The sequence below is a fragment of the Rhodospirillales bacterium genome, from assembly GCA_020638175.1.
GTDB lineage: Bacteria > Pseudomonadota > Alphaproteobacteria > Micavibrionales > Micavibrionaceae > JACKJA01.
In genome coordinates this window covers 683486-706792 of the sequence record JACKJA010000002.1, presented here as the reverse complement: position 1 = coordinate 706792, position 23307 = coordinate 683486, and the positions used below count along the sequence as shown (strand labels likewise).

35 protein-coding genes are annotated in these 23307 nt (G+C 53.1%); 1 reads left to right on the top strand and 34 read right to left on the bottom strand.

Annotated features, from left to right (window positions below; all coding sequences use genetic code 11):
• Window positions 1-58 precede the first annotated feature (58 nt).
• Complete coding sequence (locus H6868_03470; protein MCB9988377.1) at window positions 59-475, top strand: hypothetical protein; 417 nt, start codon at window positions 59-61, stop codon at window positions 473-475.
• Window positions 476-483: 8 nt separating this feature from the next.
• Here H6868_03470 and H6868_03465 read toward each other — a convergent pair whose 3' ends face one another.
• The 34 genes from H6868_03465 to H6868_03300 all read right to left on the bottom strand — a co-directional run bounded on the left by H6868_03465 (window position 484) and on the right by H6868_03300 (window position 23068).
• Window positions 484-1950 (bottom strand): DUF853 family protein, encoded by a 1467-nt coding sequence (locus H6868_03465; protein ID MCB9988376.1) that lies wholly within the window; start codon window positions 1948-1950, stop codon window positions 484-486.
• 27 nt (window positions 1951-1977) lie between these two features.
• The gene (locus H6868_03460; GenBank protein ID MCB9988375.1) at window positions 1978-3381 is read right to left on the bottom strand and encodes a Do family serine endopeptidase; all 1404 of its coding nucleotides are present in this window, start codon (window positions 3379-3381) and stop codon (window positions 1978-1980) included.
• A gap of 118 nt (window positions 3382-3499) precedes the next feature.
• Window positions 3500-3961, bottom strand: coding sequence for a 50S ribosomal protein L17 (gene rplQ, locus H6868_03455; GenBank protein MCB9988374.1), 462 nt, complete (start codon window positions 3959-3961; stop codon window positions 3500-3502).
• Window positions 3962-4107: 146 nt separating this feature from the next.
• Window positions 4108-5127, bottom strand: a complete 1020-nt coding sequence (locus tag H6868_03450; protein ID MCB9988373.1) for a DNA-directed RNA polymerase subunit alpha — start codon at window positions 5125-5127, stop codon at window positions 4108-4110.
• A 107-nt stretch (window positions 5128-5234) separates the two neighbouring features.
• Complete coding sequence (gene rpsK, locus H6868_03445) at window positions 5235-5624, bottom strand: 30S ribosomal protein S11 (GenBank protein ID MCB9988372.1); 390 nt, start codon at window positions 5622-5624, stop codon at window positions 5235-5237.
• A gap of 21 nt (window positions 5625-5645) precedes the next feature.
• Window positions 5646-6020 carry a 30S ribosomal protein S13 gene (rpsM, locus tag H6868_03440; GenBank protein ID MCB9988371.1) on the bottom strand — a complete coding sequence of 125 codons (375 nt, stop codon included), beginning with the start codon at window positions 6018-6020 and terminating at the stop codon, window positions 5646-5648.
• A gap of 225 nt (window positions 6021-6245) precedes the next feature.
• Window positions 6246-6839, bottom strand: coding sequence for an adenylate kinase (locus tag H6868_03435; protein MCB9988370.1), 594 nt, complete (start codon window positions 6837-6839; stop codon window positions 6246-6248).
• A complete protein-coding gene (secY, locus tag H6868_03430) occupies window positions 6836-8197 on the bottom strand; it encodes a preprotein translocase subunit SecY (GenBank protein MCB9988369.1) in 1362 nt (453 codons plus the stop codon). The genes H6868_03435 and secY overlap by 4 nt, the downstream gene beginning before the upstream one ends.
• Before the next feature lie 101 nt (window positions 8198-8298).
• Window positions 8299-8802: a 50S ribosomal protein L15 gene (locus tag H6868_03425; GenBank protein MCB9988368.1), complete on the bottom strand. Its 504-nt coding sequence runs from the start codon at window positions 8800-8802 to the stop codon at window positions 8299-8301.
• Between the two features lie 33 nt (window positions 8803-8835).
• Window positions 8836-9222, bottom strand: coding sequence for a 50S ribosomal protein L30 (rpmD, locus tag H6868_03420; protein ID MCB9988367.1), 387 nt, complete (start codon window positions 9220-9222; stop codon window positions 8836-8838).
• 39 nt (window positions 9223-9261) lie between these two features.
• The gene (gene rpsE / locus H6868_03415) at window positions 9262-9828 is read right to left on the bottom strand and encodes a 30S ribosomal protein S5 (protein MCB9988366.1); all 567 of its coding nucleotides are present in this window, start codon (window positions 9826-9828) and stop codon (window positions 9262-9264) included.
• 17 nt (window positions 9829-9845) lie between these two features.
• Window positions 9846-10223: a 50S ribosomal protein L18 gene (gene rplR / locus H6868_03410; GenBank protein MCB9988365.1), complete on the bottom strand. Its 378-nt coding sequence runs from the start codon at window positions 10221-10223 to the stop codon at window positions 9846-9848.
• An 11-nt stretch (window positions 10224-10234) separates the two neighbouring features.
• A complete protein-coding gene (rplF, locus tag H6868_03405; GenBank protein MCB9988364.1) occupies window positions 10235-10783 on the bottom strand; it encodes a 50S ribosomal protein L6 in 549 nt (182 codons plus the stop codon).
• A gap of 47 nt (window positions 10784-10830) precedes the next feature.
• The gene (gene rpsH / locus H6868_03400; protein MCB9988363.1) at window positions 10831-11226 is read right to left on the bottom strand and encodes a 30S ribosomal protein S8; all 396 of its coding nucleotides are present in this window, start codon (window positions 11224-11226) and stop codon (window positions 10831-10833) included.
• A gap of 40 nt (window positions 11227-11266) precedes the next feature.
• A complete protein-coding gene (gene rpsN, locus H6868_03395; GenBank protein ID MCB9988362.1) occupies window positions 11267-11572 on the bottom strand; it encodes a 30S ribosomal protein S14 in 306 nt (101 codons plus the stop codon).
• Window positions 11573-11600: 28 nt separating this feature from the next.
• On the bottom strand, window positions 11601-12143 hold the full coding sequence (rplE, locus tag H6868_03390) for a 50S ribosomal protein L5 (protein MCB9988361.1): 543 nt from the start codon (window positions 12141-12143) through the stop codon (window positions 11601-11603).
• A gap of 17 nt (window positions 12144-12160) precedes the next feature.
• The gene (gene rplX / locus H6868_03385) at window positions 12161-12469 is read right to left on the bottom strand and encodes a 50S ribosomal protein L24 (GenBank protein ID MCB9988360.1); all 309 of its coding nucleotides are present in this window, start codon (window positions 12467-12469) and stop codon (window positions 12161-12163) included.
• A gap of 17 nt (window positions 12470-12486) precedes the next feature.
• Entirely contained in the window at window positions 12487-12855 is a 369-nt protein-coding gene (gene rplN / locus H6868_03380; protein MCB9988359.1) for a 50S ribosomal protein L14, read from the bottom strand.
• A gap of 3 nt (window positions 12856-12858) precedes the next feature.
• Window positions 12859-13254 carry a 30S ribosomal protein S17 gene (rpsQ, locus tag H6868_03375; protein ID MCB9988358.1) on the bottom strand — a complete coding sequence of 132 codons (396 nt, stop codon included), beginning with the start codon at window positions 13252-13254 and terminating at the stop codon, window positions 12859-12861.
• A gap of 33 nt (window positions 13255-13287) precedes the next feature.
• Complete coding sequence (gene rpmC, locus H6868_03370) at window positions 13288-13497, bottom strand: 50S ribosomal protein L29 (GenBank protein MCB9988357.1); 210 nt, start codon at window positions 13495-13497, stop codon at window positions 13288-13290.
• A 26-nt stretch (window positions 13498-13523) separates the two neighbouring features.
• Entirely contained in the window at window positions 13524-13937 is a 414-nt protein-coding gene (gene rplP / locus H6868_03365) for a 50S ribosomal protein L16 (protein MCB9988356.1), read from the bottom strand.
• Window positions 13938-14113: 176 nt separating this feature from the next.
• On the bottom strand, window positions 14114-14800 hold the full coding sequence (gene rpsC, locus H6868_03360) for a 30S ribosomal protein S3 (protein MCB9988355.1): 687 nt from the start codon (window positions 14798-14800) through the stop codon (window positions 14114-14116).
• Window positions 14801-14815: 15 nt separating this feature from the next.
• The gene (rplV, locus tag H6868_03355) at window positions 14816-15190 is read right to left on the bottom strand and encodes a 50S ribosomal protein L22 (protein MCB9988354.1); all 375 of its coding nucleotides are present in this window, start codon (window positions 15188-15190) and stop codon (window positions 14816-14818) included.
• Between the two features lie 62 nt (window positions 15191-15252).
• On the bottom strand, window positions 15253-15522 hold the full coding sequence (gene rpsS, locus H6868_03350; protein MCB9988353.1) for a 30S ribosomal protein S19: 270 nt from the start codon (window positions 15520-15522) through the stop codon (window positions 15253-15255).
• Between the two features lie 20 nt (window positions 15523-15542).
• The gene (rplB, locus tag H6868_03345; protein ID MCB9988352.1) at window positions 15543-16367 is read right to left on the bottom strand and encodes a 50S ribosomal protein L2; all 825 of its coding nucleotides are present in this window, start codon (window positions 16365-16367) and stop codon (window positions 15543-15545) included.
• A gap of 46 nt (window positions 16368-16413) precedes the next feature.
• The gene (locus H6868_03340) at window positions 16414-16728 is read right to left on the bottom strand and encodes a 50S ribosomal protein L23 (GenBank protein ID MCB9988351.1); all 315 of its coding nucleotides are present in this window, start codon (window positions 16726-16728) and stop codon (window positions 16414-16416) included.
• A gap of 5 nt (window positions 16729-16733) precedes the next feature.
• A complete protein-coding gene (locus tag H6868_03335; GenBank protein MCB9988350.1) occupies window positions 16734-16934 on the bottom strand; it encodes a hypothetical protein in 201 nt (66 codons plus the stop codon).
• A 1-nt stretch (window position 16935) separates the two neighbouring features.
• Window positions 16936-17559, bottom strand: a complete 624-nt coding sequence (gene rplD, locus H6868_03330; protein MCB9988349.1) for a 50S ribosomal protein L4 — start codon at window positions 17557-17559, stop codon at window positions 16936-16938.
• Between the two features lie 29 nt (window positions 17560-17588).
• Entirely contained in the window at window positions 17589-18371 is a 783-nt protein-coding gene (gene rplC / locus H6868_03325; protein MCB9988348.1) for a 50S ribosomal protein L3, read from the bottom strand.
• A 68-nt stretch (window positions 18372-18439) separates the two neighbouring features.
• On the bottom strand, window positions 18440-18769 hold the full coding sequence (gene rpsJ, locus H6868_03320; GenBank protein MCB9988347.1) for a 30S ribosomal protein S10: 330 nt from the start codon (window positions 18767-18769) through the stop codon (window positions 18440-18442).
• Window positions 18770-18797: 28 nt separating this feature from the next.
• A complete protein-coding gene (gene tuf / locus H6868_03315; GenBank protein ID MCB9988346.1) occupies window positions 18798-19973 on the bottom strand; it encodes an elongation factor Tu in 1176 nt (391 codons plus the stop codon).
• A 43-nt stretch (window positions 19974-20016) separates the two neighbouring features.
• Window positions 20017-22122, bottom strand: coding sequence for an elongation factor G (gene fusA / locus H6868_03310; GenBank protein ID MCB9988345.1), 2106 nt, complete (start codon window positions 22120-22122; stop codon window positions 20017-20019).
• A gap of 39 nt (window positions 22123-22161) precedes the next feature.
• On the bottom strand, window positions 22162-22671 hold the full coding sequence (gene rpsG, locus H6868_03305) for a 30S ribosomal protein S7 (protein ID MCB9988344.1): 510 nt from the start codon (window positions 22669-22671) through the stop codon (window positions 22162-22164).
• Window positions 22672-22684: 13 nt separating this feature from the next.
• Window positions 22685-23068 carry a 30S ribosomal protein S12 gene (locus H6868_03300; GenBank protein ID MCB9988343.1) on the bottom strand — a complete coding sequence of 128 codons (384 nt, stop codon included), beginning with the start codon at window positions 23066-23068 and terminating at the stop codon, window positions 22685-22687.
• Between the last annotated feature and the right edge of the window lie 239 nt (window positions 23069-23307).

Genomic DNA, 23307 nt, shown 5'->3' with positions numbered 1-23307 from the left:
AAATTATGTTGACATAATTTATTTTTATTCTTAGAAATTATAAAAAATGAGAGTGCTTATGAGTAACCAAGATCTTAAATCAAAACTTCCCCGTCATTTCGAAAATGCAGTCATCGCCAAGACTGACGGTTATCGTTATGTTATTTTGCCTGAAGATGATGCTCATATGCTTTTGGGTGCCCTTTGGGAAGATAACGGGCTGGAGACTTCATATTTTATACAAAACCTTAGACATTATGATGATAATTCCAAACCAGTCACTGAACGCTATATGGAGCTTTCCATTGATATGAACGGACTCTTAAATGCCAACGGAGATGTTGCCAGAGACCTGCACGAATATCTGCAAAAGCACACACAAGATTTTCCTTCCGTCCTTCCCGGTTTTGAAAGCGACCATACTGACAATCAGTGGTTAAAGCCAGCTACAGGCCAAAGGAATACATTGTACCGGCTCGTCCGGACCCTGCACTGAGATTTTAACTAGCGCTTTAACCCGCCCATAACACCCCGCACCAGTTCGCGGGCGATGGTCCGTCCGATTGAGGAGCTGAGCGAGCGCACCAGCGATTTAACCGCGGCCTCGCCGACCCTCTGACGATTGGAAGAGCGTTTTTTGGTTTTTGATTTTTCAGCCGCTTTTTGTGCCTGTTCAGCTTGCTGAGCCGCTTTCTTTTGTAATATTTCGTATGCCGATTCCCGGTCTTGCACGACATCATATTTCGTGCCGATACCGTCGGCCTGCATAGTCATTTTCCGGGCACCATCGCTGGCCGGGCCAAGACGCGAAGACGGCGGGCGGATTAATGTGCGCTGGACGATAGACGGCGTGCCTTTGCCCTCCAGCGTTGAGACGAGTGCTTCCCCCACGCCGAGTTCAGTAATGACATCTTCGACCTTGAATTCCGGGTTTTCACGGTAAGTTTGCGCCGCGACCTTGATGAATTTTTGCTGCTGTGGCGTGAAAGCGCGCAAAGCATGCTGCACTCTGTTACCGAGCTGCCCCAGAACTGTTTCGGGGATATCCTGCGGGTTTTGCGTAACAAAATAGACCCCGACGCCCTTGGAGCGGATCAGGCGCACGACCTGCTCGACCTTTTCCAGCAACGGTTTAGGCGCATCATTAAACAGCAAATGCGCTTCATCGAAAAAGAAAACCAGTTTCGGGCGGTCGCTATCCCCGGCTTCTGGAAGTTCCTCAAACAATTCGGACAGGAGCCAGAGCAAAAATGTCGCGTACAAGCGTGGACTGTTCATCAATTTATCGGCGGCCAGAATGTTGATATAACCCCGGCCATCCATGTCGGTGCGCATAAAATCGGTTAAGGCCAAGGCCGGTTCACCGAAAAAGCTGTCTGCGCCCTGATCTTCGAGACGTAACAGCGCCCGCTGGATTGCCCCGATTGAGGCCGGAGATACGTTACCATACGTTGCGGATATCTCTGCCCGCCGCTCATTCATCGCCACCAAAAGCGCCCGCAGATCCTTCATATCGAGAAGCAGCATGCCTTCTTCGTCCGCCATACGGAACGCTATATTCAAGACACCTTCCTGCGTATCGTTCAGTTCCAGCATCCGCGCCAGAAGCAACGGACCGATTTCGGAAACCGTCGTGCGCACGGCATGGCCCTGCTGGCCGAACATATCCCAGAACACCGTGGAAAAGGCCTGCGGCCCGTAGCCTTCAAGCTTGATCGTTTCCGCCCGTTTTACCAGAAAATCCTGCATTTCCGAGGGCATGCACATCCCCGACAGGTCGCCTTTCACATCGGCCATAAAAACAGGAACGCCCGCGGCGGCAAAACCTTCGGCTAGAATTTGCAGCGTCACCGTTTTCCCGGTTCCGGTAGCCCCGGCAATCAATCCGTGGCGGTTAGCCCATTTCAAAGGAAGAACAACTTTATCATCGGGACGGCCTGTTACGGCCCCGGCCAGAATATTTTCGGTCATGGTGGCTCCTGTGCCTAGCGATTGCAGTTAACGGATAACAATCTGCCTTGTTTGCCCGCCGCGTTCAAGAATTAGTTGCCAGGCGCCCTTGACCGGTTTGGCTAAAGCTTTTTTCAGATCACTGACGGTTTTGATTTCCGCGCCGTTGACGGCCCGGATCAGATCACCGGGAACCGTCACACGAATAGCCGGACGGCGGCGGTCAACATCCATTACAACGACGCCTTCTTCGTTGCCTATACCCAGTTCTACCGCCACGGCCGGATTTATATTGGCCACAGTCGCGCCGTTAAGCGGGTGGGTTCCCTCCAGCATCGTTTCATCGCGCGGCGGATCATCCGGCGGCGCCATGGCCTTAACCTTGTGCATCGTCCGCTTGCCCTTGCGCAAAATTTCGACTTGCGCGTCGCTGCCCAGCGGCACCATCGCCATACGGAATTTCATTTCCGCCGGATCACGAACATCTTTGCCATTGACGGCCAGAACGACATCCCCGACCTTTACTTCCGCTTTACGTAGCGGGCTGTCTGCGTGCAGGGCTGCCACCAAAACGCCGTGCGGCACATCGAAATCAAGGCTGTCTGCGATATCGGCGGTAACTTTCTGGGCCGTGATCCCCAGCCAGGGACGGGTAACGCCTTTATCACCGCTTTGCCCCGCTTTTTCGGCCGCGATTACCGTCGCCACCATTTCGGACGGGATGGCAAACCCGATACCGAGCGACCCACCGGTTTTGGAGAAAATCGCACTGTTGATGCCAACAACACCGCCGTCCATCGCCACCAGTGCGCCGCCGGAGTTCCCCGGATTGATTGCGGCGTCGGTCTGGATAAAGAAGTTGAAATCATTGATATCGAGGGAAGAACGCGCCAGCGCCGATACGATGCCGCTGGTCACGGTCTGGCCGACGCCAAACGGATTACCGATCGCCAGAACCAAATCGCCCACTTCAAGGCTTTCACTGGGCTTCAAAGATGCATGGGGCAGTTCTGTTCCTGCCGGATCAATGCGCAGCAGCGCCAGATCGGACGGTTCGTCCACAATCACTTTTTGCGCTTCGAACTCCCGGCCATCGGGCAGGACCACCGTAATCTCGTCAGCATCCTTGGCCACGTGGGCATTGGTAACCACCAAACCATCGGGGGCAATAATTACGCCGGACCCCAGAGAATTTTCCACCCGCTGGCGCGGAATGCCGCCGCCCAGGGAACCGCCGAAGAAATGCTCCAGAAACGGGTCGTTGAAAAACGGCGATACGCGCTGGGTTACGACACGCTTTGTATAAATATTCACAACGGCGGGCGCTACCTGTTTGACCAAAGGGGAAAAAGAAAGTTCGACCTGAGCCTTATCATCCGGCACCGTGCGTTCCTGCGCCATGGCAGGAAAAGTCACGATTATCAGGATTATCAATAATGAGAAAATACGCATGGTGAAATATCTAGTATCTCTTCCCGGTCTTAGCAAGGCTCAAATTACCGGAAAAAATCGGGCAATAAAAAACGGCCCCTTAAAAAGGCGCCGTTTTGGTATTCGTTTTATCCGTGAATTAAGCCGCCGCTTTTTTCTTGGCTTTCGGCTTTTCTTCAGCAGCCGGCGCTTCGGCTTCGTTGTCGAACATGGTCGGGCCGCTGTCTTTGCCTTTGGCTTCGACATCGCGGTCAACCAGTTCAATTACGGCCATCGGCGCGGCATCGCCATAACGGAAACCGGCTTTCATGATCCGGCAGTAACCACCTTGGCGGTCTTTGTAGCGTTCAGCCAGCGTATCGAACATTTTTGCGACCTGCGTTTCATCACGCATGATCGAGATTGCGCGGCGGCGGTTGGAAAGGTCGCCTTTTTTCGCCAGTGTAATCAATTTTTCAACAACCGGGCGCAGTTCTTTGGCTTTCGGCAAAGTCGTCGTGATTTGCTCGTGCTTGATAAGCGCGGCAGCCATATTGGCAAACATCGCCTTACGGTGAGAGCTCGTACGACCCAATTTACGTTGTTTAATACCGTGTTTCATTTTGCGGTTCCTTTCTTTTTTCCGCGGCCTCACAGGGTGAGAACCATTTTACAATTTCGCCAGCATGACAATCATCGGAGGCGAAAGCGGGCACCGTGCCCTTATTAGATACCGGCCCCTGACCAACAGGAGCCGGTATTCAATTCCTAGAACGGCTCTTCAACCTTGCGAGCCATTTCTTCGATGTTTTCCGGCGGCCACCCTTCGACCTGCATACCCAGATGCAAGCCCATAACCGTCAGAACTTCCTTGATCTCGTTCAGCGACTTGCGACCGAAGTTCGGGGTGCGCAGCATGTCGTTTTCCGATTTTTGAACCAGATCGCCGATATAGGTGATGTTGTCGTTCTTCAAGCAGTTTGCCGAGCGGACGGAGAGCTCCAGCTCCTCGACCTTGCGCAGCAGGTTGCGGTTGAACGGCAGTTCCGGCGCCGCGTCCTGACGGGCGGCGGCGGCCTTCGGTTCGTCGAAGTTGATGAAGACCTGAAGCTGGTCTTGCAGGATGCGCGCGGCATAGGCCACCGAATCCTCAGGCGTTACGGCGCCGTTGGTTTCGATGCTCAGGGTCAGCTTGTCGTAGTCGGTGATTTGGCCAACGCGGGTGTCCTCGACCTCGTACGACACCTTGCGCACGGGCGAGAAGATGGAGTCGACGGGGATCAGACCAACCGGCGCTTCTTCCGGACGGTTCGCCGAAGCGGGGCGGTAGCCCTTGCCGGTGTTGACCGTCAGTTCCATGTTCAGCTGCGCGCCCTTGTCGAGGGTGCAGATGACGAGATCGGGATTCATGATCTCGATATCCGCGCCGGCCTCGATCATGCCAGCGGTCACTTCGCACGGGCCTTCGGCGGCGAGGCGCATTTTCTTGGGGCCTTCGACGTGCATCGCGATCGCGATGTTCTTCACGTTGAGGATGATGTTGACCACGTCCTCGCGCACGCCGGGGATCGACGAGAATTCATGCAGCACGCCGTCAATCTGGATCGCGGTCACGGCCGCGCCCTGAAGCGAGGAAAGCAGGATGCGGCGCAGGGCGTTGCCCAGCGTCAGGCCGAAGCCCCGCTCCAGCGGTTCGGCGACGATTTTACCGATGCATGTAGCATCAGAACCATGGTCAATCTCAACTTTGGACGGTTTAATCAGCTCTTGCCAGTTTTTTTGAATCATTTGGTTTCTTTCCTTCTCACTTCATCCGGTTCTTAGCCGGCCTCTGGTAAATGTTAAAACACGGTATTCAGCGGCTCCCCGCTTTCGCGGGGACACCTAAAATAATATTAAACGCGGCGGCGTTTTGACGGACGGCACCCGTTGTGCGGGATTGGCGTAATGTCCTTGATCGACTTGATGTTGAAGCCGATGGAAGACAGCGCCCGCAGAGCCGATTCACGGCCTGACCCCGGACCTTTCACCAGAACATCCAGTTCCTTCATGCCATGTTCCTGTGCCTTGCGGCCCGCGTCTTCGGCAGCCATCTGCGCCGCAAACGGCGTGGATTTCCGAGACCCTTTAAAGCCCATAGCCCCGGATGTCGACCAGGAAACAGTATTCCCCTGTGCATCCGTGATGGTGATGATCGTGTTGTTAAAGTTAGAATTTACGTGGGCAATCCCGGACGTAATATTCTTTTTGACGCGTTTTTTCGCTTTTACTGCTGGTTTAGCCATTATCTATTGCTCCTTCCGCCCTTAGACTTTTTTCTTGCCGGCAATCGGCTTGGCCGGACCCTTACGGGTGCGGGCGTTGGTCCGGGTATTCTGACCGCGTACGGGCAGTTTCGAACGATGACGCATGCCCCGGTAGGATTTCATATCCATCAGGCGCTTGATGTTCATCGCCACCGTACGGCGGAGATCCCCTTCAATCGGATATTTACCGGTTTCAATTTCCTTACGGATGGCATTCAGCTCATCTTCGGTCAGGTCATTCATGCGGCGGGTACGATCGATTTTGCAATCGTCAAGAATTTGGCGGGCAGTTGTCCGGCCAATACCATGAACATAGGTCAGTGCAATCACTGCGCGTTTGGCATCGGGAACGTTAACCCCAGCAATACGTGCCATTGTTTTTTTCCTTTTATTTTAAGATCAACCGAACCGTATACAGGTCTGCGCGTTAAGCTTCCCCTGCGCCAGTTCGTACACTAAAAGCCTCTAATCACAAAGAAAACGCCGCGTGGAGCGGCTTCCCAAGCGTCAGAGACACTTCTCCTGTTACAGAGATGGGCGCAATATAGGGACTTCAAGCCCCTGCGTCAATAAAAAAACCTGTGAAAAAGCAGATAAATTCTACGCCGCCCGGGCCTGATCGAGGATGGCGGCAATGGCGGCTTCGACCTCATCAATCACCTGCATACCGTCGACGGGCTTCAACAGGCCTTTGCCTTCGTAATACGGGATAATCGGCGCCGTTTGCGCGCGGTATACCGACAGGCGGTTACGCAGGGTTTCCTCGTTATCGTCGGCGCGGACTTCCTGTCCCGCAGCCTTTGTTTCGGCGATGCGGGTATTCAGGCGGTCCACGAGGGCTTCCTCGTCCACTTGCAGGGAAATCACGGCGGCCAGCGGTTTGCCTTTTTCGGCCAGCATTTCATCCAGCGCCTCGGCCTGTGCCACGGTGCGCGGGAAACCATCGAAAATCACACCTCCGGTGCAGTCGGATTGTTCAATACGGCCGGCAATCATTTCAATCACGACCACATCAGGCACAAGTTCCCCGGCATCCATCAGGGTTTTAGCTTTCAGGCCCAGTTCCGACCCGGAGGCAATTTCCGCGCGGAGCATATCGCCGGTTGAAAGCTGTTTCAGGCCGTATTTGCTTTCCAGCTTTTTGGCCTGCGTGCCTTTACCCGCGCCGGGCGGGCCCAAAAGAATAATGTTCATCGACGGCGTCCTCCCCTGGACGTAGTACCTTTGAGTTTTTGTTTTTTAATCAGCCCCTCATACTGGTGCGCCACCAGATGCGAGTGAACCTGAGCCACGGTATCCATTGTCACGCTGACCACGATCAGCAGCGACGTTCCACCAAAATAGAACGGCAGGCTGAATTTGGAAATCATGAATTCCGGCAGCAAACAGATAAAGACCAGATACAGACCGCCCACCGACGTAATGCGGGTCAGGACGTAATCCAGATATTCAGCCGTCGGCGCGCCGGGGCGAATGCCGGGCACAAAGCCACCGTGTTTGCGCAGCATGTCGGCATTTTCCTGCGGATTGAACACAATCGCCGTATAGAAGAATGCAAAGAACATAATCAGAGCGCCATACAAGAACATATAAATCGGCTGGCCATGCTGGAGGTACCGTGCCAACGCCGCGGTCCAGTCGCCGCCATCCGCGCCGCTAAAGCCGACAATCGTCAACGGCAAAAGCAGCAGAGACGATGCAAAAATCGGCGGAATCACGCCCGACGTGTTCAGTTTCAACGGAATGTGATTCTGGTTCCCCATCGTCATTTTATTGCCAACCTGACGTTTGGGATATTGCACCACAACCCGCCGCTGGGCGCGCTCCATAAAGACGATGAAGACAATCACACCGACGATCATGGCAAAAACAGCCAGCAGCGTCAGGAAGTTAAATTGACCCTGACGGCCCAATTCCAGCGTTCCCCCAATCGCGCGCGGCAATTCAGCAACAATCCCGGCAAAGATAATCAGAGAAATACCGTTACCGATTCCGCGCTGGGTGATCTGTTCGCCCAGCCACATCAGGAACACCGTTCCGCCCACGATGGTAATCACCGTGGAAATACGGAAGAACATACCCGGATCGATCACAGCCGTTCCGGCGCTGCCCTGCATGCTTTCAAGACCGACAGCCAGACCGTAAGCCTGGACGGAAGCCAGAAGCACCGTCAGGTAACGGGTGTACTGGTTGATTTTCATCCGACCCACTTCACCTTCTTTTTTCATCGCCTCCAGAGACGGCGACAAAGACGTTGCGAGCTGCATGATAATAGAGGCGGAAATGTAGGGCATGATGTTCAGCGCGAAAATCGTCATACGCTGCAACGCCCCACCGGAAAACATGTTGAACATGTCGAGAATGCCGCCGCCCTTCTGGTTATAAATATCGTTCCAGATCGACGGGTCGATACCCGGTACAGGAACATACGTCCCCAACCGGTATACCAGCAAAGCCCCCAGCACGAACAAAATGCGCTGTTTCAGTTCGGTGGCCTTGGAGAAAGCACCCCAGTTGGCGTTTTTCGCCAGTTGTTCAACGGCAGATGCCATAGTCTTCTACACTCCTTATTTTTGGAATAACCCACAAAGTCATAAAGAAAACAAAAGGGGCCTGCAAGCCCCTTCCGTCGTTCTATCCCAAAAGAATGCGATTATCGTTGAACCGCGGTCTTTCCTGTGGACGGCCCCTGAATCGGCGCCGGGATAATTTCAATCTTGCCGCCGGCCTTTTCAACCGCGGCCAGAGCCGTTTTGCTGGCGCCGGAAATTTTCAGGTTTACCTTGGCTTTCAATTCGCCATTGCCCAGCAACCGCACGCCATCTTTTTTGCGGCGGATCACTTTGGCCTGAACCAGCGTGTCTTCGTTGATCTCGTTTTTGGCATCAATCATTTTGTTGTCGATTGCATATTGCAAACGCGCCAGATTGATCGCCACCAGATTACGGCCGAAATTGTTGTTGAACCCACGTTTCGGCAGGCGACGATACAAAGGCATTTGTCCGCCTTCGAAGCCGTTAATAGCAACGCCGGTCCGGGATTTCTGACCTTTTTGACCTTTACCGGAGGTTTTACCTTTACCGGAGCCGATCCCGCGGCCTACGCGGATTTTGCTCTTGATGGAGCCTTCCTTCGGTTGCAATTCGTTCAGTTTCATTGTCCTAAACCCTTTCAAAAATTCCTGTCAGCCCTAAGCCGCGTCTTCAACACGCAACAGGTGCTTTACTTTTTCAATCATGCCGCGCACGGACGGTGTGTCTTCCAGCGTCCGGGTACGGTGCATTTTATTCAGGCCCAGACCAATCAGGGTCTTGCGCTGATCCGGCTTACGGCCAATCGGCGATCCCGTTTGCGTTACCGTAACGGTTTTCCCGGCAGGCTTTTTCGCCTTGGGGGCCGCTTTTTTCTCAGCCGGCTTCGCAGCAACAGCTGCTTCAGATTTTTTCTCAGCCGCTTTCGGGGCCGCTTTGGCTGCGGTTTCCTTTTTCGGCGCAGCCGGTTTCTTCGCTGCTGCGGTTTTCGGGCTGGCGGCTTTTTTCGCCGGCGCTTTTTTCTTTGTGTCTTTTTCGTCTGCCATCGGACCAGTTCCTTCTTGCAATTCTATATGTCGACAGGATTACTCGCTGTCACTCACTTCTTCGGACCCGGACTTGCCGAGTTCACGGTTAGAAACGATATCACTGACTTTCTTGCCACGGCGAGCGGCAACCTGACGCGGGCTCTGCATGTTTTTCAGAGCGTCAAACGTTGCATTCACCATGGAGTGCGGGTTGTTCGAACCAATCGCCTTGGCGACCACATCCTGGATACCCAGAGCTTCGAACACGGCCCGCAGCGGACCACCGGCGATAATCCCGGTCCCTTGCGGTGCAGAGCGCAGGAAAACCCGGCCGGCACCCGCATGGCCATGTGTATCGTGGTGCAGTGTCCGTGCTTCACGCAACGGCACGCGGATCATACGACGTTTGGCATCAGCCGTTGCTTTTTGGACAGCTTCCGGCACTTCCCGGGCTTTACCTGTTCCAAAGCCAACACGGCCGCGACCATCACCAACAACCATCAAAGCGGCAAAACCAAAACGGCGGCCCCCTTTGACAACTTTGGCCACACGATTGACAGCTACCAGCCGTTCAATCAGTTCCGATTCTTCACGTTCGCGTGTATTTTCCGCTGCACGAGCCATTTTAAAATCCTTTTCCCTTAAAATTCCAGACCAGCTTCGCGGGCGCCATCTGCCAAGGCCTTCACCCGGCCATGGTAGGAGAATGCCCCCCGGTCAAATTGCACTTTTTCGACGCCCGCTTTTTTCGCACGGGTCGCAATCAACTTGCCCACCTGCGCAGCGGCCGATACGTCACAGCCCTTTTTCAATTTCAGATCCGTGTCCAGAGACGAAGCCGCCACCAGTGTTACGCCCTTGATATCATCAATGATCTGCGCATAGATCTGCTTGCCGGTGCGGTGCACGGACAGGCGCGGACGCACAGGACGAGACGCGTTGCGTTCGATATTGACGCTACGGAGCTTGTTACGGGTCCGGAATGTCCGGCGTTGTTGCGATGTAAGTCTTTTTGTCATAGCCTTAACCCTTATTTCTTCTTACCTTCCTTGCGGAAAATATATTCACCTTCGTAACGAATACCCTTGCCTTTATAAGGCTCCGGCGCACGGAAAGACCGTACTTCAGCGGCCACCTGGCCTACCTTTTGTTTGTCGATCCCGGTAATGGAAATTGCCGTTTGTTTGTCAACTTCCATCGTGATGCCTTCCGGCACCGGGTAGTGTACGTCATGGCTGAAACCCAGTTGCAGTACAAGGTTTTTGCCCTGCAGGTTCGCCCGGTAACCAACCCCCTGGATTTCCAGTTTGCGGGTATAGCCTTCCTTGACGCCTTGCAAAATATTGCGTGTCTGGCTCCACATCGTGCCCCAGAGCGCACGGGTTTGGCGGTTATCGCTGCGCTTTTTCAAACGCACCACTTTGCCACCGTTTTCACCGTCTTCCAGAGCGACGCTGATTTCATCATGCACCCGCAAAGACAATTCGCCTTTCGGGCCTTTTGCCTTTACATCCTGACCGTTGACTTCGACGGTTACACCGTCGGGAATTTCAACCGGGTTTCTGGCTAGTCGAGACATCTTGTTGTCCTTTCAAATCCTAAACTTTTCTTCTACCGGTGCCTGCCTTAGAATATCTGGCACAGTACTTCGCCACCCACATTTTGTTCACGAGCCGCATGATCGGCCAGAACACCACGCGGTGTCGAAACAATCGTTACACCCAAACCGTTCATGAAACGGGGCATTTCGCCAACGCTGCGGTAAACGCGGCGGCCTGGCTTGGAAACCCGTTTCAGGTCATTGATAACCGGTTCGCCCTGATCGTATTTCAATTCGATCTGCAGTTCTTTTTTATTATCCTGCTCGGCCACTTTATAGCCGCGGATAAACCCTTCCTGTACCAAAACATCCAGCACACTGGCTTTCAGTTTCGATGCGGGGCACGTTATTACACTCTTGCTTGCATGTTGTCCGTTACGAATACGGGTCAACATATCACCAAGGGGATCACTCATAGCCATCTTGCGATATCCTCTTCAAAATCCTTAAAACAAAAAACTCTTACCAGCTCGACTTGGTTACGCCGGGCAATTCGCCCCGGGAAGCCAAATCACGAAGCGACACACGAGACAGCCGGAATTTCCGGTGATGCCCACGCGGACGCCCCGTCAGCGCACAACGGTTGCGGATTCTATTTTCCGCAGAATTACGCGGCAATTCCGCCAAGGTCAAAACAGCCTGAAACCGTTCTTCCGGTGACAGGGACTGATCCCGTACGATTGCCTTCAGTTTCGCGCGTTTACCTGCATATTTCTTATTCAGGTGACGACGCTTCAAATCTCTTTGTACTGCACTGACTTTAGCCATTTAATTATCTCCAATCCAAAGTCGTTATCTATTTTTTGAACGGCATGTCAAAGGCGCGAAGCAATTCCCGTGCTTCGTCGTCATTGCTGGCCGTTGTACAAATGACGATATCCATCCCGCGGATTTTATCGACCTTGTCGTAGTCGATTTCCGGGAAGATAATCTGTTCTTCCAAGCCCATGGCGTAGTTGCCCTGGCCGTCAAAGCTTTTAGCACTGATCCCGCGAAAGTCACGAACCCGCGGCAGAGCAATCGTTACCAGACGATCGAGGAATTCATACATCCGTTCACGGCGCAACGTCACCTTGCAACCGATAGCCATACCTTCACGAATTTTGAAGGATGCGTTCGATTTGCGGGCTTTCGTCACGACCGGCTTCTGACCTGTAATCAGGGTCAGGTCATTCACCGCCCCTTCCATCAGGCCTTTGTTCTGGGACGCTTCACCAACGCCCATATTGATGACGATTTTTTCGATGCGGGGAATCTGGTTTTCGTTTTCGTAACCAAACTTTTCCGACATCTGTTTTTTAATTTGCGTGTCGTAACGCTCTTTAAAACGCGGTTGCATCGCTCTTCATCCTTTTCCTATTCAATCGTTTCGCCGGATTTTTTGGCAAAACGGACTTTTTTACCGTTCTTCAGGACTTTATAACCAACGCGGGTGGCATCGCCGCTTTTCGGATCGGCCAGCGCTACGTTTGACACGTGCAGAGCCTTTTCGATTTTTTCAATGCCGCCGGCGCTCATCTGGGTCGGTTTTTTGTGCTTGGTCACCATGTTGATGCCCTGCACAACCACGCGGGATTCAGACGGGATAACACGCAGGACTTCGCCTTTTGCACCCTTGTCTTTGCCGGTGATCACGACGACCTGATCGCCCTTTTTAATTTTCATTTTTGCCTGTGTCATAATTACAGCACCTCCGGAGCCAAAGAGATAATCCGCATAAAGCCCAGACCACGCAGTTCACGGGTTACAGGGCCAAAGATACGCGTACCGATCGGCTCTTTGTTCTTGTTAACCAGAACGGCGGCATTGCCATCGAACCGGATCACTTCACCATTTTGACGGTTCATGCCCTTTTTGGTCCGTACAACAACGGCATCCAGAACCTGACCTTTTTTCACGCGGCCGCGGGGAATAGCTTCCTTCACGGACACCTTGATAATATCGCCAACATTCGCGGTCCGGCGGTGAGAACCACCCAGAACCTTGATGCACTGTACCTTTTTGGCACCGCTGTTATCAGCAACATCGAGAACTGTTTGCATCTGTATCATGGTTTATGCATCCTTCTTTTTGGATGTGGTTTTCTTAGCTGCCGTTTTAGCAGCCGGCTTCTTGGCCGGAGCTTTTTTCTCTGCTTTCGGCGCTTCGGCTTTTTTAGCCGGGGCAGCCTTGGCTTTCACCGGCTTTTCTTCCTTGGCAACCGCAGCAACCGCCGCTCCATCAGCCGTGATGACGCGCCATGTCTTGCGCTTGGAAATCGGGCGGCACTCTTCGATCTGTACGCGGGTACCAACGGCAATCGCGTTGCTTTCGTCATGCGCGGCATATTTATCGGTACGTTTCACGTACTTTTTGTAAACCGGGTGCATGAAGCGACGTTCGACCAGAACCGTAACGGTCTTGTCTTGTTTATCGCTGACAACATTACCTTCCAAAATACGACGGGGCATTGTTTTTTAACTCCTGTTTCCTTCCGAACACTCTTAAGCGGCTTTTGCCTGCTCAGCGCGTTGTTTCTCATTCATAAAGGTTTTGATCCGGGCTACATTACGGCGAATCTTGCGGACTTCCGCGGTATTCTCCGTCTGCCCCTGACTTTTCTGGAAACGCAGGTTGAATTGCTGCTTTTTCAGGTCCATCAAAAGCTTTTTCAGCTCGTCAATCGTTTTCGTTTTCAGATCTTCCGCTTTCATTTTCATGATCCTTCCCGGCCTAATCCTTATTCACCGATACGGGTGATAAATTTGGTTTTAATCGGCAGTTTGGCCGCAGCCAGCGCCATAGCTTCACGTGCGATTGCTTCCGGCACGCCTTCCATTTCAAACATGATCCGGCCCGGCTTAACGCGCGCAGCCCAGAATTCCGGCGAGCCTTTCCCTTTACCCTGACGAACTTCCAGCGGCTTTTTCGACACCGGCACATCCGGGAAAATACGGATCCACAGTTTGCCCTGACGTTTAACGTGACGCTGGATCGCCCGACGAGCCGCTTCAATCTGGCGGGCGGTAATCCGCTCCGGCTGCAGCGCCTTCAGACCAAACGATCCGAAATTCAGGGCCGTTCCGCCCTTGGCATTCCCATGAATACGGCCTTTGTGGGCCTTTCTGAATTTTGTTTTCTTCGGTTGCAGCATTTTATCTCGCTCGCCTCTTTAAATTTCTTTTCTAAACCCGTTTACAAAAAAAGACCGGACACATGGGCTTTCGGCTTTTGCCGGAGTTCCCATATGGGGTTTAAATCTTTTTTCCAAATTACGGCGCGCACCTTATCTCATTTTTCAGGGGAACGCCAGAACTTTTTCACGCCCCTTTACTGGCGCGGCATACCGCCATGTGTGTCGGCCTGGCGCTTGTCACGAGCCATCGGATCGTGATCCATAATATCGCCTTTGTAGATCCACACTTTCACACCGATAATCCCGTAGGTCGTCAGAGCTTCGGCAAAACCGTAGTCCAGATCCGCACGCAGTGTGTGCAAAGGCACGCGGCCTTCGCGGTACCATTCCGTCCGGGCAATGTCGGCACCGCCCAAACGGCCCGATACGTTGATCCGGATACCCTGGCTGCCCAGACGCAGAGCTGATTGAACGGCCCGCTTCATCGCGCGACGGAACGATACCCGGCGCTCGAGCTGTTGGCAAACGCCTTCAGCAACCAGTTGTGCATCGATTTCCGGCTTGCGAATTTCGATGATGTTCAGGGCAACGTCGCCACCAGCGCGTTGAGACAGATCACGACGCAGCTTTTCAATGTCCGCGCCTTTTTTCCCGATAATCACACCCGGACGTGCCGTGTAAACCGTGACTTTCGTGTTTTGCGCCGCGCGCTCGATAATCACTTTGGAAATGCCGGCCGCTTTCAGGCGGTCCTTGACGTATTCGCGCAGTTTCAGGTCAGCAACCAGCTTGTCAGCATAGCCGCGGTCCGCAAACCAGCGGGAATCCCAGGTCCGGTTAATACCTACACGCAATCCAATCGGGTTAACTTTTTGTCCCATCTCTTTACTTGCTCCTTATTCTTCGCGTTCGCGGACCACAACGGTCAGGCGGCTAAACTGTTTTTCAATCCGGGACGCACGGCCACGGGCACGGGCACGGAACCGGCGCATCATGACAGATTTCCCGACATGAGCTTCCGCCACATACAGACGGTCAACATCCAGATTGTGGTTGTTCTCTGCGTTGGCTACGGCCGCCTCCAGAACCTTTTTCACGTCCTGCGCTACACGGCGCGGGCAGAAATCCAGATCAATCAAAGCGCGCTCAGCCGCCTTGCCCCGGATGGTCTGCGCCACCAGGTTCAGTTTTTGCGGGCTGGTGCGAATATATTTCGCCATTGCCTTTGCTTCGTTGTCGGCCTGTCTTCTTTCGTTTGCAGACTGTCCCATTTTCAGTTCCTCGTTTTTTCGTTATTCGCCGTTCGTTTTTAGGATCCGAACAAGCGATCTACTTACTTCTTCTTGTCAGCGCCATGGCCACGGTAATTCCGTGTCGGCGCAAATTCACCCAGCTTATGACCGATCATCTGGTCGCTGACCAGAACCGGAATAAACTTTTTACCGTTATGAACGCCAAACGTAATCCCAACCATATTCGGCAAGATTGTCGACCGGCGTGACCAGGTTTGGATAACGCCTTTGATTTTCCCCGTACGATGATCTTCCACCTTCTTCAGAAGGCTTCTTTCAACAAACGGTCCTTTCCATACTGAACGTGCCATGGCTCATCCACTCCTTAAATTTATTTCTTACGACGGCGGACAATGTATTTATCCGTCGCTTTGTTTTTACGCGTTTTGTAACCTTTGGTCGGCTTACCCCAAGGCGTAACCGGGTTACGACCACCGGATGTCCGTCCTTCACCACCACCATGCGGGTGGTCGACCGGGTTCATAACAACCCCACGGACGCTCGGACGACGGCCTTTCCAGCGATTACGGCCGGCTTTCCCGTCATTGGTGTTCATGTGATCCGGGTTGGATACAGCGCCAACCGTTGCCATGCATTCCTGACGAACGATCCGCAGTTCCCCGGATGTCAGCTTGATCTGGGCATAGCCTTGATCCCGGCCGACGATCTGGGCATAAGCCCCGGCAGCACGGCACATCTGACCGCCTTTACCCGGCTTCATTTCCACATTGTGGATGATCGTCCCAACCGGCATGCTTTTCAGCGGCATGGCATTCCCCGGCTTCACGTCGGTTTTTTCACCGGCGATAACCTTGTCACCAACTTGCAGACGCTGCGGCGCCAGAATGTAAGCCTTTTCACCATCTTCATAGGCGATCAGGGCAATAAAAGCCGTCCGGTTCGGGTCGTATTCGATCCGTTCAACCGTTGCCGCCATGTCCCATTTTTGACGCTTCCAGTCGATCAAACGGTAGCGACGCTTGTGCCCGCCCCCGATATGACGCGACGTCACGCGGCCATGGTTGTTCCGACCGCCGGTTTTTTTCAAACCTTCGGTCAATGTTTTTTCCGGCGCGCCTTTCCAAAGATCGCTACGATCAATCGTAACCAGCTGGCGCTGGCCCGGTGTTGTCGGATTGTGTTTTTTCAAAGCCATTTTATTACGTCCTTCTTTTTTTCCGTTATCGGCGGATCACCATAAATTAAAGTCCTGCACCGACATCAATCGTCTGGCCGTCTTCCAACGTAACGATTGCCTTTTTCACATCGCCGCGACGCCCCATAATACCCTTGAAGCGCTTTGTTTTACCTTTCAGGACAGAGGTATTTACACCTTTGACCTTTACACCGAACAGGGTTTCCACAGCCGTTTTTACCTGCGGCTTGGTAGCCGACAGCGGTACGTTAAACGTGACCTGACCATGTGCGGAGCCCATTGTCGATTTTTCGGTTACAACAGGGTTACGGATGATATCGTACATCCATTCCTGTGCATCTGTTTTCTTTGCTTTTGCCATTTTATCTACCTTTTCAATTCTTCAAGAGCGTTTCTGACCCAGCCCATCCTGTATTCTGCCTCTTTTGGGTCACAATCGGATTTCAATGCTGCCTCATAAAGCCAGTTTGAATTTCTCTCAACAGTTTCAGCAAATGCCGCCCGGCGTTGTTCGTCCGTCAATGAAAGACGTTCAGCTTTCGGAATTCCGGGCCCCATCGCCATCATATTAACCTTTCAGACGTTCCGTCAGATCACCAACCGCATCCTTGGTCAGGATCAGCGTGTCACGACGGATAATGTCATATACGTTTGCGCCGACACTCGGCAGAACGTCGATCCGCGGCAGGTTAGCCATCCCGCGGGCAAAGTTCACGTCGATTTCCTTGCCGCCGATAATCAGGGCGGAATCAATCCCGAATCCCTTCATAGCATCGGCCATCGGCTTGGTTTTGTGCGTTTTTGCCGTCGCTTCATCCAGAATAATCAGCTTGCCGTCTTTTGCCTTGCTGGACAGCGCCATTTTCAGCGCCAGCGCCCGGATTTTCTTTGGCAATGCCGTTGCATGGCTGCGTACGACCGGCCCGAATACGGTTGCCCCGCCGCGGTCTTGCGACCGTTTCAGGTCACCGGCCCGTGCCCGGCCTGTACCCTTTTGCTTCCAGGGTTTTTTCCCGGTGCCGGATACTTCGCTGCGTTGCTTTGTTTTGTGGCAACCGCTGCGCGCTTTGGCCCGCTGATAATTCACCATGCGGTGAATGATGTCATTTTTAACATCAACACCAAAGACCGCATCATCCAGCGTAATTTCGCCGGCTGCCTTGTTTTCCAAATTCTTGACCGCGATTTTCATCGTTTCGATCCTTCTCGTTCGCTTTTAAATTATTCTTTGTTTTCTTCTGCAGCCGCATCCGCCGGAGCTTCTGCATTTGCTTCCTCTGCCGGTGCCTCTGCTACCGCTTCTTCAGCCGGCGCTTCCGCTTTGGCATCCTGCTTCAGACCTGCCGGCATCGGCACGCCTTCCGGCAACGGGCGCTTAACCGCATCCGTAATCAGCAACCAGCCGTCCCTCGCGCCGGGGACCGCGCCCCGTACCAGTACCAGATTGTCTTGCTCATCAATCGCCACAACTTCGAGGTTTTGCACGGTAACGCGCTCAGCCCCCATGTGACCGGCCATTTTCTTGCCTTTAAACACTTTGCCCGGCTCCTGACACTGACCGGTCGAACCGTGTGCCCGGTGAGAAATAGACACACCGTGAGAGGCACGCATCCCGCCGAAATTGTGACGCTTCATCGCCCCGGCAAAGCCTTTACCTTTCGAGATACCGGCAACATCAACGTACTGACCGGTGATGAAGTGGTTTGCACCGATCTCTGCGCCAACCTCAACCAGATTTTCCGGTGTTACGCGGAATTCAGCGAGCTTTTTCTTCGGCTCGACTTTGGCTTTGGCAAAGTGGCCGCGCTGGGCTTTCGATACGTTTTTGATTTTCGCCGTTGTCACAGCGCCCAGTTGAACAGCCGTATAGCCGTCTTTATCCTGGGTGCGGTTGGCCACAACCTGGCAACCGTCAATTTTCAAAACCGTAACGGACAGCTGACGACCATCTTCGGTGAAGATACGCGTCATACCCGCTTTTTGTGCAATAACTCCGGTTCTCATTTTTCTTTCCTCTTTATTTTGGCCATCATGTCCTGCGCTACGCGTAAACAGAGGATGACATTTTCAAATTAGGCGGCAGCCGCCTGATCCATCAGTTTAATTTCAACATCCACACCCGCCGGCAAGTCCAGCTTCATCAGCGCATCAATCGTTTGCGGTGTCGGCTCGACAATATCCAGCAAGCGCTTGTGTGTACGCATTTCGAAGTGTTCCTGCGACTTTTTATCGACGTGCGGCGAACGGCAAACCGTAAAACGCTCCAGACGGGTCGGCAGCGGCACCGGGCCACGCAGAGCCGCGCCTGTACGCTTGGCTGTGTTACCGATCTCCGATACCGCTTGATCCAAAATGCGGTGATCGAAGGCTTTCAGTCGAATGCGAATGCTTTGTGTATCCATTGTTCTTACCTTTTCTTTCGCTTATCGCTTACTCAATAATTTTAGCGACGACGCCGGCGCCGACGGTACGGCCGCCTTCGCGGATAGCGAAGCGCAGACCTTCATCCATCGCGATCGGGCAAATCAGCTCGACCGTCATCTTGCAGTTATCGCCCGGCATCACCATCTCGGTGCCTTCCGGCAACTTCACTTCGCCCGTCACGTCCGTCGTACGGAAGTAAAACTGAGGACGGTAGTTCGTGAAGAACGGCGTGTGACGGCCCCCTTCATCTTTCGACAGAATGTAAGCTTCCGCTTCGAACTTCGTGTGCGGCGTAATGCTGCCCGGCTTACACAAAACCTGACCACGCTCTACATCCTCACGCTTCGTGCCACGCAGCAAAATACCAACGTTGTCACCGGCTTCACCCTGATCCAGAAGCTTGCGGAACATCTCAACACCCGTGCAGATCGTTTTCTGCGTGTCTTTGATACCGACAATCTCGATCTCTTCACCAACCTTAACAACGCCTTGCTCAATACGGCCCGTGACAACCGTACCACGACCAGAAATCGAGAACACATCCTCGATCGGCATCAGGAACGGACGGTCCTTCGGACGCTCCGGCTGCGGGATGAAGCTGTCAACAGCTTCCATCAACGCGCGGATCGAGTTCTCGCCAATCTCAGGATCGCGGCCCTCAAGAGCGGCCAGAGCCGAACCCTTAACCACAGGAATGTCATCGCCCGGAAACTCATAAGAAGACAAAAGTTCACGCACTTCCATCTCAACCAGCTCCAGAAGCTCTTCATCGTCAACCTGGTCAACTTTGTTCAGGTACACAACCAGAGCCGGAACACCAACCTGACGCGCCAGCAAAATGTGCTCCCGTGTCTGAGGCATCGGACCGTCAGCAGCATTCACAACCAAAATCGCGCCATCCATCTGCGCCGCACCCGTGATCATGTTCTTCACGTAGTCGGCGTGTCCCGGGCAGTCAACGTGTGCATAGTGACGGTTCGGGGTCTCATATTCAACGTGCGCCGTCGAAATCGTAATCCCGCGCTCGCGCTCTTCCGGCGCACCATCAATCTGGTCGTACGCCTTGAACTCGCCAAAATACTTCGTGATCGCCGCCGTCAGCGTCGTCTTACCATGGTCAACGTGACCAATCGTTCCAATGTTGCAATGCGGCTTATTCCGCTCAAACTTTTCCTTCGACATTTTGCTTCTTCCTTCTTTTCAAAAACTTTTAACTGATCCGGCCTTATGCCATGCTCGCTTTAACTTCTTCGGCCACATTCGCCGGAACCGGCGCATAGTGGTCGAACTGCATCGTGTACTGGGCGCGGCCCTGCGACATCGAACGCAGCGTGTTGATGTAACCAAACATAGAAGACAGCGGCACCATGGCCAGAATGACCTTCGCGTTACCGCGGTCGCTCATCCCGGATACCTGACCCCGACGGGAGTTCAGGTCACCGATAATGTCACCCATGTATTCTTCAGGCGTAACCACTTCAACCTTCATCATCGGCTCAAGCAGTTGCGGACCGGCTTTTTGCATCCCTTCTTTGAAGGCTGCTTTCGCCGCGATTTCAAAGGCCATAACGGAGGAGTCAACATCGTGGTACGCACCGTCAACCAGAGATACTTTGAAGTCGATCACAGGGAAGCCCGCGATAATCCCGGTTTCCTTGGCCATTTCCAGACCTTTTTGAACGCCCGGAATGTATTCCTTCGGCACGTTACCGCCAACAACCTTGCTTTCAAAGGTAAAGCCTTCACCTGCCTCAGCCGGCTCAAATACCAGATCGATTTTAGCGAACTGACCGGAACCACCCGTTTGTTTTTTGTGGGTGTAGCTGATTTCAGCCGTCTTCGTGAGGGTTTCACGGTAAGCCACCTGCGGCGCACCGATGTTAGCCTCTACCTTGAATTCGCGTCTCATGCGGTCAACCAGAATGTCGAGGTGAAGCTCGCCCATCCCTTTGATGATGGTCTGGCCACTTTCGTGATCGACAGACACGCGGAAAGACGGGTCTTCTGCCGCCAGACGCTGCAACGCCTGAGACATTTTTTCCTGGTCAGCCTTGGTTTTCGGCTCAACAGCAATCTCGATAACCGGCTCAGGAAATTCCATGCGCTCCAGAACGATCGGGGATTCTTTAATGCACAGCGTATCCCCGGTCGTGGTGTCTTTCAGACCCACCAACGCAACGATATCACCAGCATGCGCTTCTTTGATTTCTTCCCGGTTGTTCGAGTGCATCAAAAGCATCCGGCCAATCCGTTCCCGCTTGTTTTTCACGGTATTCTCTACGTAAGAACCTGATTCCAGCATCCCGGAGTAAATCCGAACGAATGTCAGAGAACCCACGAACGGGTCGTTCATGATCTTGAACGCCAGCGCCGAGAACGGCGCTTTGTCATCAGGATCACGGGAGTCAGTTTCTTCGGAATCGACTTTGTGACCCTTAACCGCGCCGATATCCAGCGGAGACGGCAAGAAGTCAACAACAGCATCCAGCATCGGTTGCACGCCTTTGTTTTTAAAGGCAGAGCCACAAAGAACAGGAACAAACGTGTTTGTAATCGTACCTTTACGGATACATTTTTTCAGGGTCGCTTCATCCGGCTCATCACCTTCAAGGTAAGATTCCATGGCCGCATCATCTTGCTCGACAGCCAGCTCAATCAGCTTTTCGCGCCATTCAGCAGCTTTGCCCGCCAAATCAGCAGGAATGTCACTTTCCTGGTACGTTGCACCAAGCTGCTCACCATCCCATGTGATTGCTTTCATTTTAATAAGGTCGATAACGCCGGCAAAATCGCTCTCAGAACCAATCGGGAGCTGGATCACGCACGGCGTCGCGCCCAAACGATCAACAATCATATCGACCGTGTTGTAGAAATCTGCGCCGATTTTGTCCATTTTGTTAACAAAACACATACGCGGCACGTGGTATTTATCAGCCTGACGCCAGACTGTTTCTGTTTGCGGTTCAACGCCAGCGTTCGCATCGAATACAGCAACGGCGCCATCAAGAACACGCAAGGAACGCTCAACTTCAATCGTGAAGTCCACGTGCCCCGGCGTGTCGATAATGTTCAAACGGAAACGGCCACCCGGGTCCATGCTGTTCGCCGGACCATTCCAGAACGTCGTCGTGGCAGCAGACGTAATCGTGATCCCACGTTCTTGTTCCTGCTCCATCCAGTCCATCGTTGCGGCACCATCGTGCACTTCACCAATTTTGTGGGACTTCCCGGAATAGTAAAGAATACGCTCGGTCGTCGTGGTCTTGCCCGCATCAATGTGGGCCATGATCCCGAAGTTCCGGTAGTGATCGATAGGATATTCGCGTGCCATAATAGTCGTTTTCCGTTGTTCAGTGTTTTATATTCAGTTCTACCAGCGATAATGAGCGAAGGCTTTGTTAGCCTCGGCCATTTTGTGCGTGTCATCGCGCTTTTTCACAGCCGTACCGCGATCATTCGCCGCATCCAGCAATTCACCGGCTACGCGTTCAATCATGGTGTGTTCGCTGCGCTTGCGGGCCGCATCAATGATCCAGCGCATCGCCAAAGCCAACGCACGGTCCGGGCGAACCTCAACCGGCACCTGATACGTTGCCCCACCAACACGGCGAGAACGCACTTCCAGCTGCGGCTTAACTTTTTTCAGAGCACGACGAAAAACCATCAGACCTTTAGAGCCAGTATCACCAGAGGCTTCATCATCGAAGTTTTCGTTGGCGGCTTTTTTGTCCAGAATCTCCAGCGCGCCGTATACGATGCGCTCGGCGACGGATTTTTTACCATCGACCATGACGTTATTCATGAATTTCGACAGCACAAGATCCCCGAATTTCGGATCGGGAAGAATTTCACGTTTTTCTGCTCTATGACGACGAGACATATTTTATTTCTCCTTACTTAGGCCGTTTGGCGCCGTAACGGGAACGGGCCTGTTTTCTGTCTTTAACGCCTTGCGTATCCAGCGTACCGCGGATGATCGTGTAACGAACCCCCGGCAAGTCTTTCACCCGGCCGCCACGTACCAGAACAACAGAGTGTTCCTGCAAGTTGTGGCCTTCACCAGGGATGTAGCAAATCACTTCGTAACCGGTGGTCAGGCGAACCTTGGCCACTTTCCGCAGAGCGGAGTTCGGTTTTTTTGGCGTCGTTGTGTACACGCGGGTACAAACGCCACGAACCTGCGGCTTATGCTGCAGGGCACGTTTTTTATTCGGCTTCATCGCCTTTTTACCGCCCATTGAGCGGGGCTTACGGATCAACTGTTGTATTGTTGGCATACCAATTCTCGCCTTTTCTGCTTCATCAAAAATTTCCGGATGGAATAGCTCGCTATACAGCTTTCTTCACTGCTTGAAACCCCTTCCTGCATCGCTATGGTGCGATCTGCTTTGCGGGTCTCTTCAAACAAAAAGCGCTTGTACATCGCGTCTTTTTCTCATTTCGCCTTATAAAGAAAGACGAAAACTGAGCCGCGTCTAAGCCGCTTTTTCTTTGAGAAAAACGGCTTACAGCCAGC

What these genes read in the sequence shown, in the direction of transcription:
- H6868_03470 (MCB9988377.1), top strand. Translation starts at nt 59, where the DNA reads ATGAGTAACCAAGATCTTAAATCAAAACTTCCCCGTCATTTCGAAAAT.
- H6868_03465 (MCB9988376.1), bottom strand. Translation starts at nt 1,950, where the DNA reads ATGACCGAAAATATTCTGGCCGGGGCCGTAACAGGCCGTCCCGATGAT.
- H6868_03460 (MCB9988375.1), bottom strand. Translation starts at nt 3,381, where the DNA reads ATGCGTATTTTCTCATTATTGATAATCCTGATAATCGTGACTTTTCCT.
- rplQ (MCB9988374.1), bottom strand. Translation starts at nt 3,961, where the DNA reads ATGAAACACGGTATTAAACAACGTAAATTGGGTCGTACGAGCTCTCAC.
- H6868_03450 (MCB9988373.1), bottom strand. Translation starts at nt 5,127, where the DNA reads ATGATTCAAAAAAACTGGCAAGAGCTGATTAAACCGTCCAAAGTTGAG.
- rpsK (MCB9988372.1), bottom strand. Translation starts at nt 5,624, where the DNA reads ATGGCTAAACCAGCAGTAAAAGCGAAAAAACGCGTCAAAAAGAATATT.
- rpsM (MCB9988371.1), bottom strand. Translation starts at nt 6,020, where the DNA reads ATGGCACGTATTGCTGGGGTTAACGTTCCCGATGCCAAACGCGCAGTG.
- H6868_03435 (MCB9988370.1), bottom strand. Translation starts at nt 6,839, where the DNA reads ATGAACATTATTCTTTTGGGCCCGCCCGGCGCGGGTAAAGGCACGCAG.
- secY (MCB9988369.1), bottom strand. Translation starts at nt 8,197, where the DNA reads ATGGCATCTGCCGTTGAACAACTGGCGAAAAACGCCAACTGGGGTGCT.
- H6868_03425 (MCB9988368.1), bottom strand. Translation starts at nt 8,802, where the DNA reads ATGAAACTGAACGAATTGCAACCGAAGGAAGGCTCCATCAAGAGCAAA.
- rpmD (MCB9988367.1), bottom strand. Translation starts at nt 9,222, where the DNA reads ATGGCAGACGAAAAAGACACAAAGAAAAAAGCGCCGGCGAAAAAAGCC.
- rpsE (MCB9988366.1), bottom strand. Translation starts at nt 9,828, where the DNA reads ATGGCTCGTGCAGCGGAAAATACACGCGAACGTGAAGAATCGGAACTG.
- rplR (MCB9988365.1), bottom strand. Translation starts at nt 10,223, where the DNA reads ATGACAAAAAGACTTACATCGCAACAACGCCGGACATTCCGGACCCGT.
- rplF (MCB9988364.1), bottom strand. Translation starts at nt 10,783, where the DNA reads ATGTCTCGACTAGCCAGAAACCCGGTTGAAATTCCCGACGGTGTAACC.
- rpsH (MCB9988363.1), bottom strand. Translation starts at nt 11,226, where the DNA reads ATGGCTATGAGTGATCCCCTTGGTGATATGTTGACCCGTATTCGTAAC.
- rpsN (MCB9988362.1), bottom strand. Translation starts at nt 11,572, where the DNA reads ATGGCTAAAGTCAGTGCAGTACAAAGAGATTTGAAGCGTCGTCACCTG.
- rplE (MCB9988361.1), bottom strand. Translation starts at nt 12,143, where the DNA reads ATGCAACCGCGTTTTAAAGAGCGTTACGACACGCAAATTAAAAAACAG.
- rplX (MCB9988360.1), bottom strand. Translation starts at nt 12,469, where the DNA reads ATGAAAATTAAAAAGGGCGATCAGGTCGTCGTGATCACCGGCAAAGAC.
- rplN (MCB9988359.1), bottom strand. Translation starts at nt 12,855, where the DNA reads ATGATACAGATGCAAACAGTTCTCGATGTTGCTGATAACAGCGGTGCC.
- rpsQ (MCB9988358.1), bottom strand. Translation starts at nt 13,254, where the DNA reads ATGCCCCGTCGTATTTTGGAAGGTAATGTTGTCAGCGATAAACAAGAC.
- rpmC (MCB9988357.1), bottom strand. Translation starts at nt 13,497, where the DNA reads ATGAAAGCGGAAGATCTGAAAACGAAAACGATTGACGAGCTGAAAAAG.
- rplP (MCB9988356.1), bottom strand. Translation starts at nt 13,937, where the DNA reads ATGCTGCAACCGAAGAAAACAAAATTCAGAAAGGCCCACAAAGGCCGT.
- rpsC (MCB9988355.1), bottom strand. Translation starts at nt 14,800, where the DNA reads ATGGGACAAAAAGTTAACCCGATTGGATTGCGTGTAGGTATTAACCGG.
- rplV (MCB9988354.1), bottom strand. Translation starts at nt 15,190, where the DNA reads ATGGGACAGTCTGCAAACGAAAGAAGACAGGCCGACAACGAAGCAAAG.
- rpsS (MCB9988353.1), bottom strand. Translation starts at nt 15,522, where the DNA reads ATGGCACGTTCAGTATGGAAAGGACCGTTTGTTGAAAGAAGCCTTCTG.
- rplB (MCB9988352.1), bottom strand. Translation starts at nt 16,367, where the DNA reads ATGGCTTTGAAAAAACACAATCCGACAACACCGGGCCAGCGCCAGCTG.
- H6868_03340 (MCB9988351.1), bottom strand. Translation starts at nt 16,728, where the DNA reads ATGGCAAAAGCAAAGAAAACAGATGCACAGGAATGGATGTACGATATC.
- H6868_03335 (MCB9988350.1), bottom strand. Translation starts at nt 16,934, where the DNA reads ATGATGGCGATGGGGCCCGGAATTCCGAAAGCTGAACGTCTTTCATTG.
- rplD (MCB9988349.1), bottom strand. Translation starts at nt 17,559, where the DNA reads ATGAAAATCGCGGTCAAGAATTTGGAAAACAAGGCAGCCGGCGAAATT.
- rplC (MCB9988348.1), bottom strand. Translation starts at nt 18,371, where the DNA reads ATGAGAACCGGAGTTATTGCACAAAAAGCGGGTATGACGCGTATCTTC.
- rpsJ (MCB9988347.1), bottom strand. Translation starts at nt 18,769, where the DNA reads ATGGATACACAAAGCATTCGCATTCGACTGAAAGCCTTCGATCACCGC.
- tuf (MCB9988346.1), bottom strand. Translation starts at nt 19,973, where the DNA reads ATGTCGAAGGAAAAGTTTGAGCGGAATAAGCCGCATTGCAACATTGGA.
- fusA (MCB9988345.1), bottom strand. Translation starts at nt 22,122, where the DNA reads ATGGCACGCGAATATCCTATCGATCACTACCGGAACTTCGGGATCATG.
- rpsG (MCB9988344.1), bottom strand. Translation starts at nt 22,671, where the DNA reads ATGTCTCGTCGTCATAGAGCAGAAAAACGTGAAATTCTTCCCGATCCG.
- H6868_03300 (MCB9988343.1), bottom strand. Translation starts at nt 23,068, where the DNA reads ATGCCAACAATACAACAGTTGATCCGTAAGCCCCGCTCAATGGGCGGT.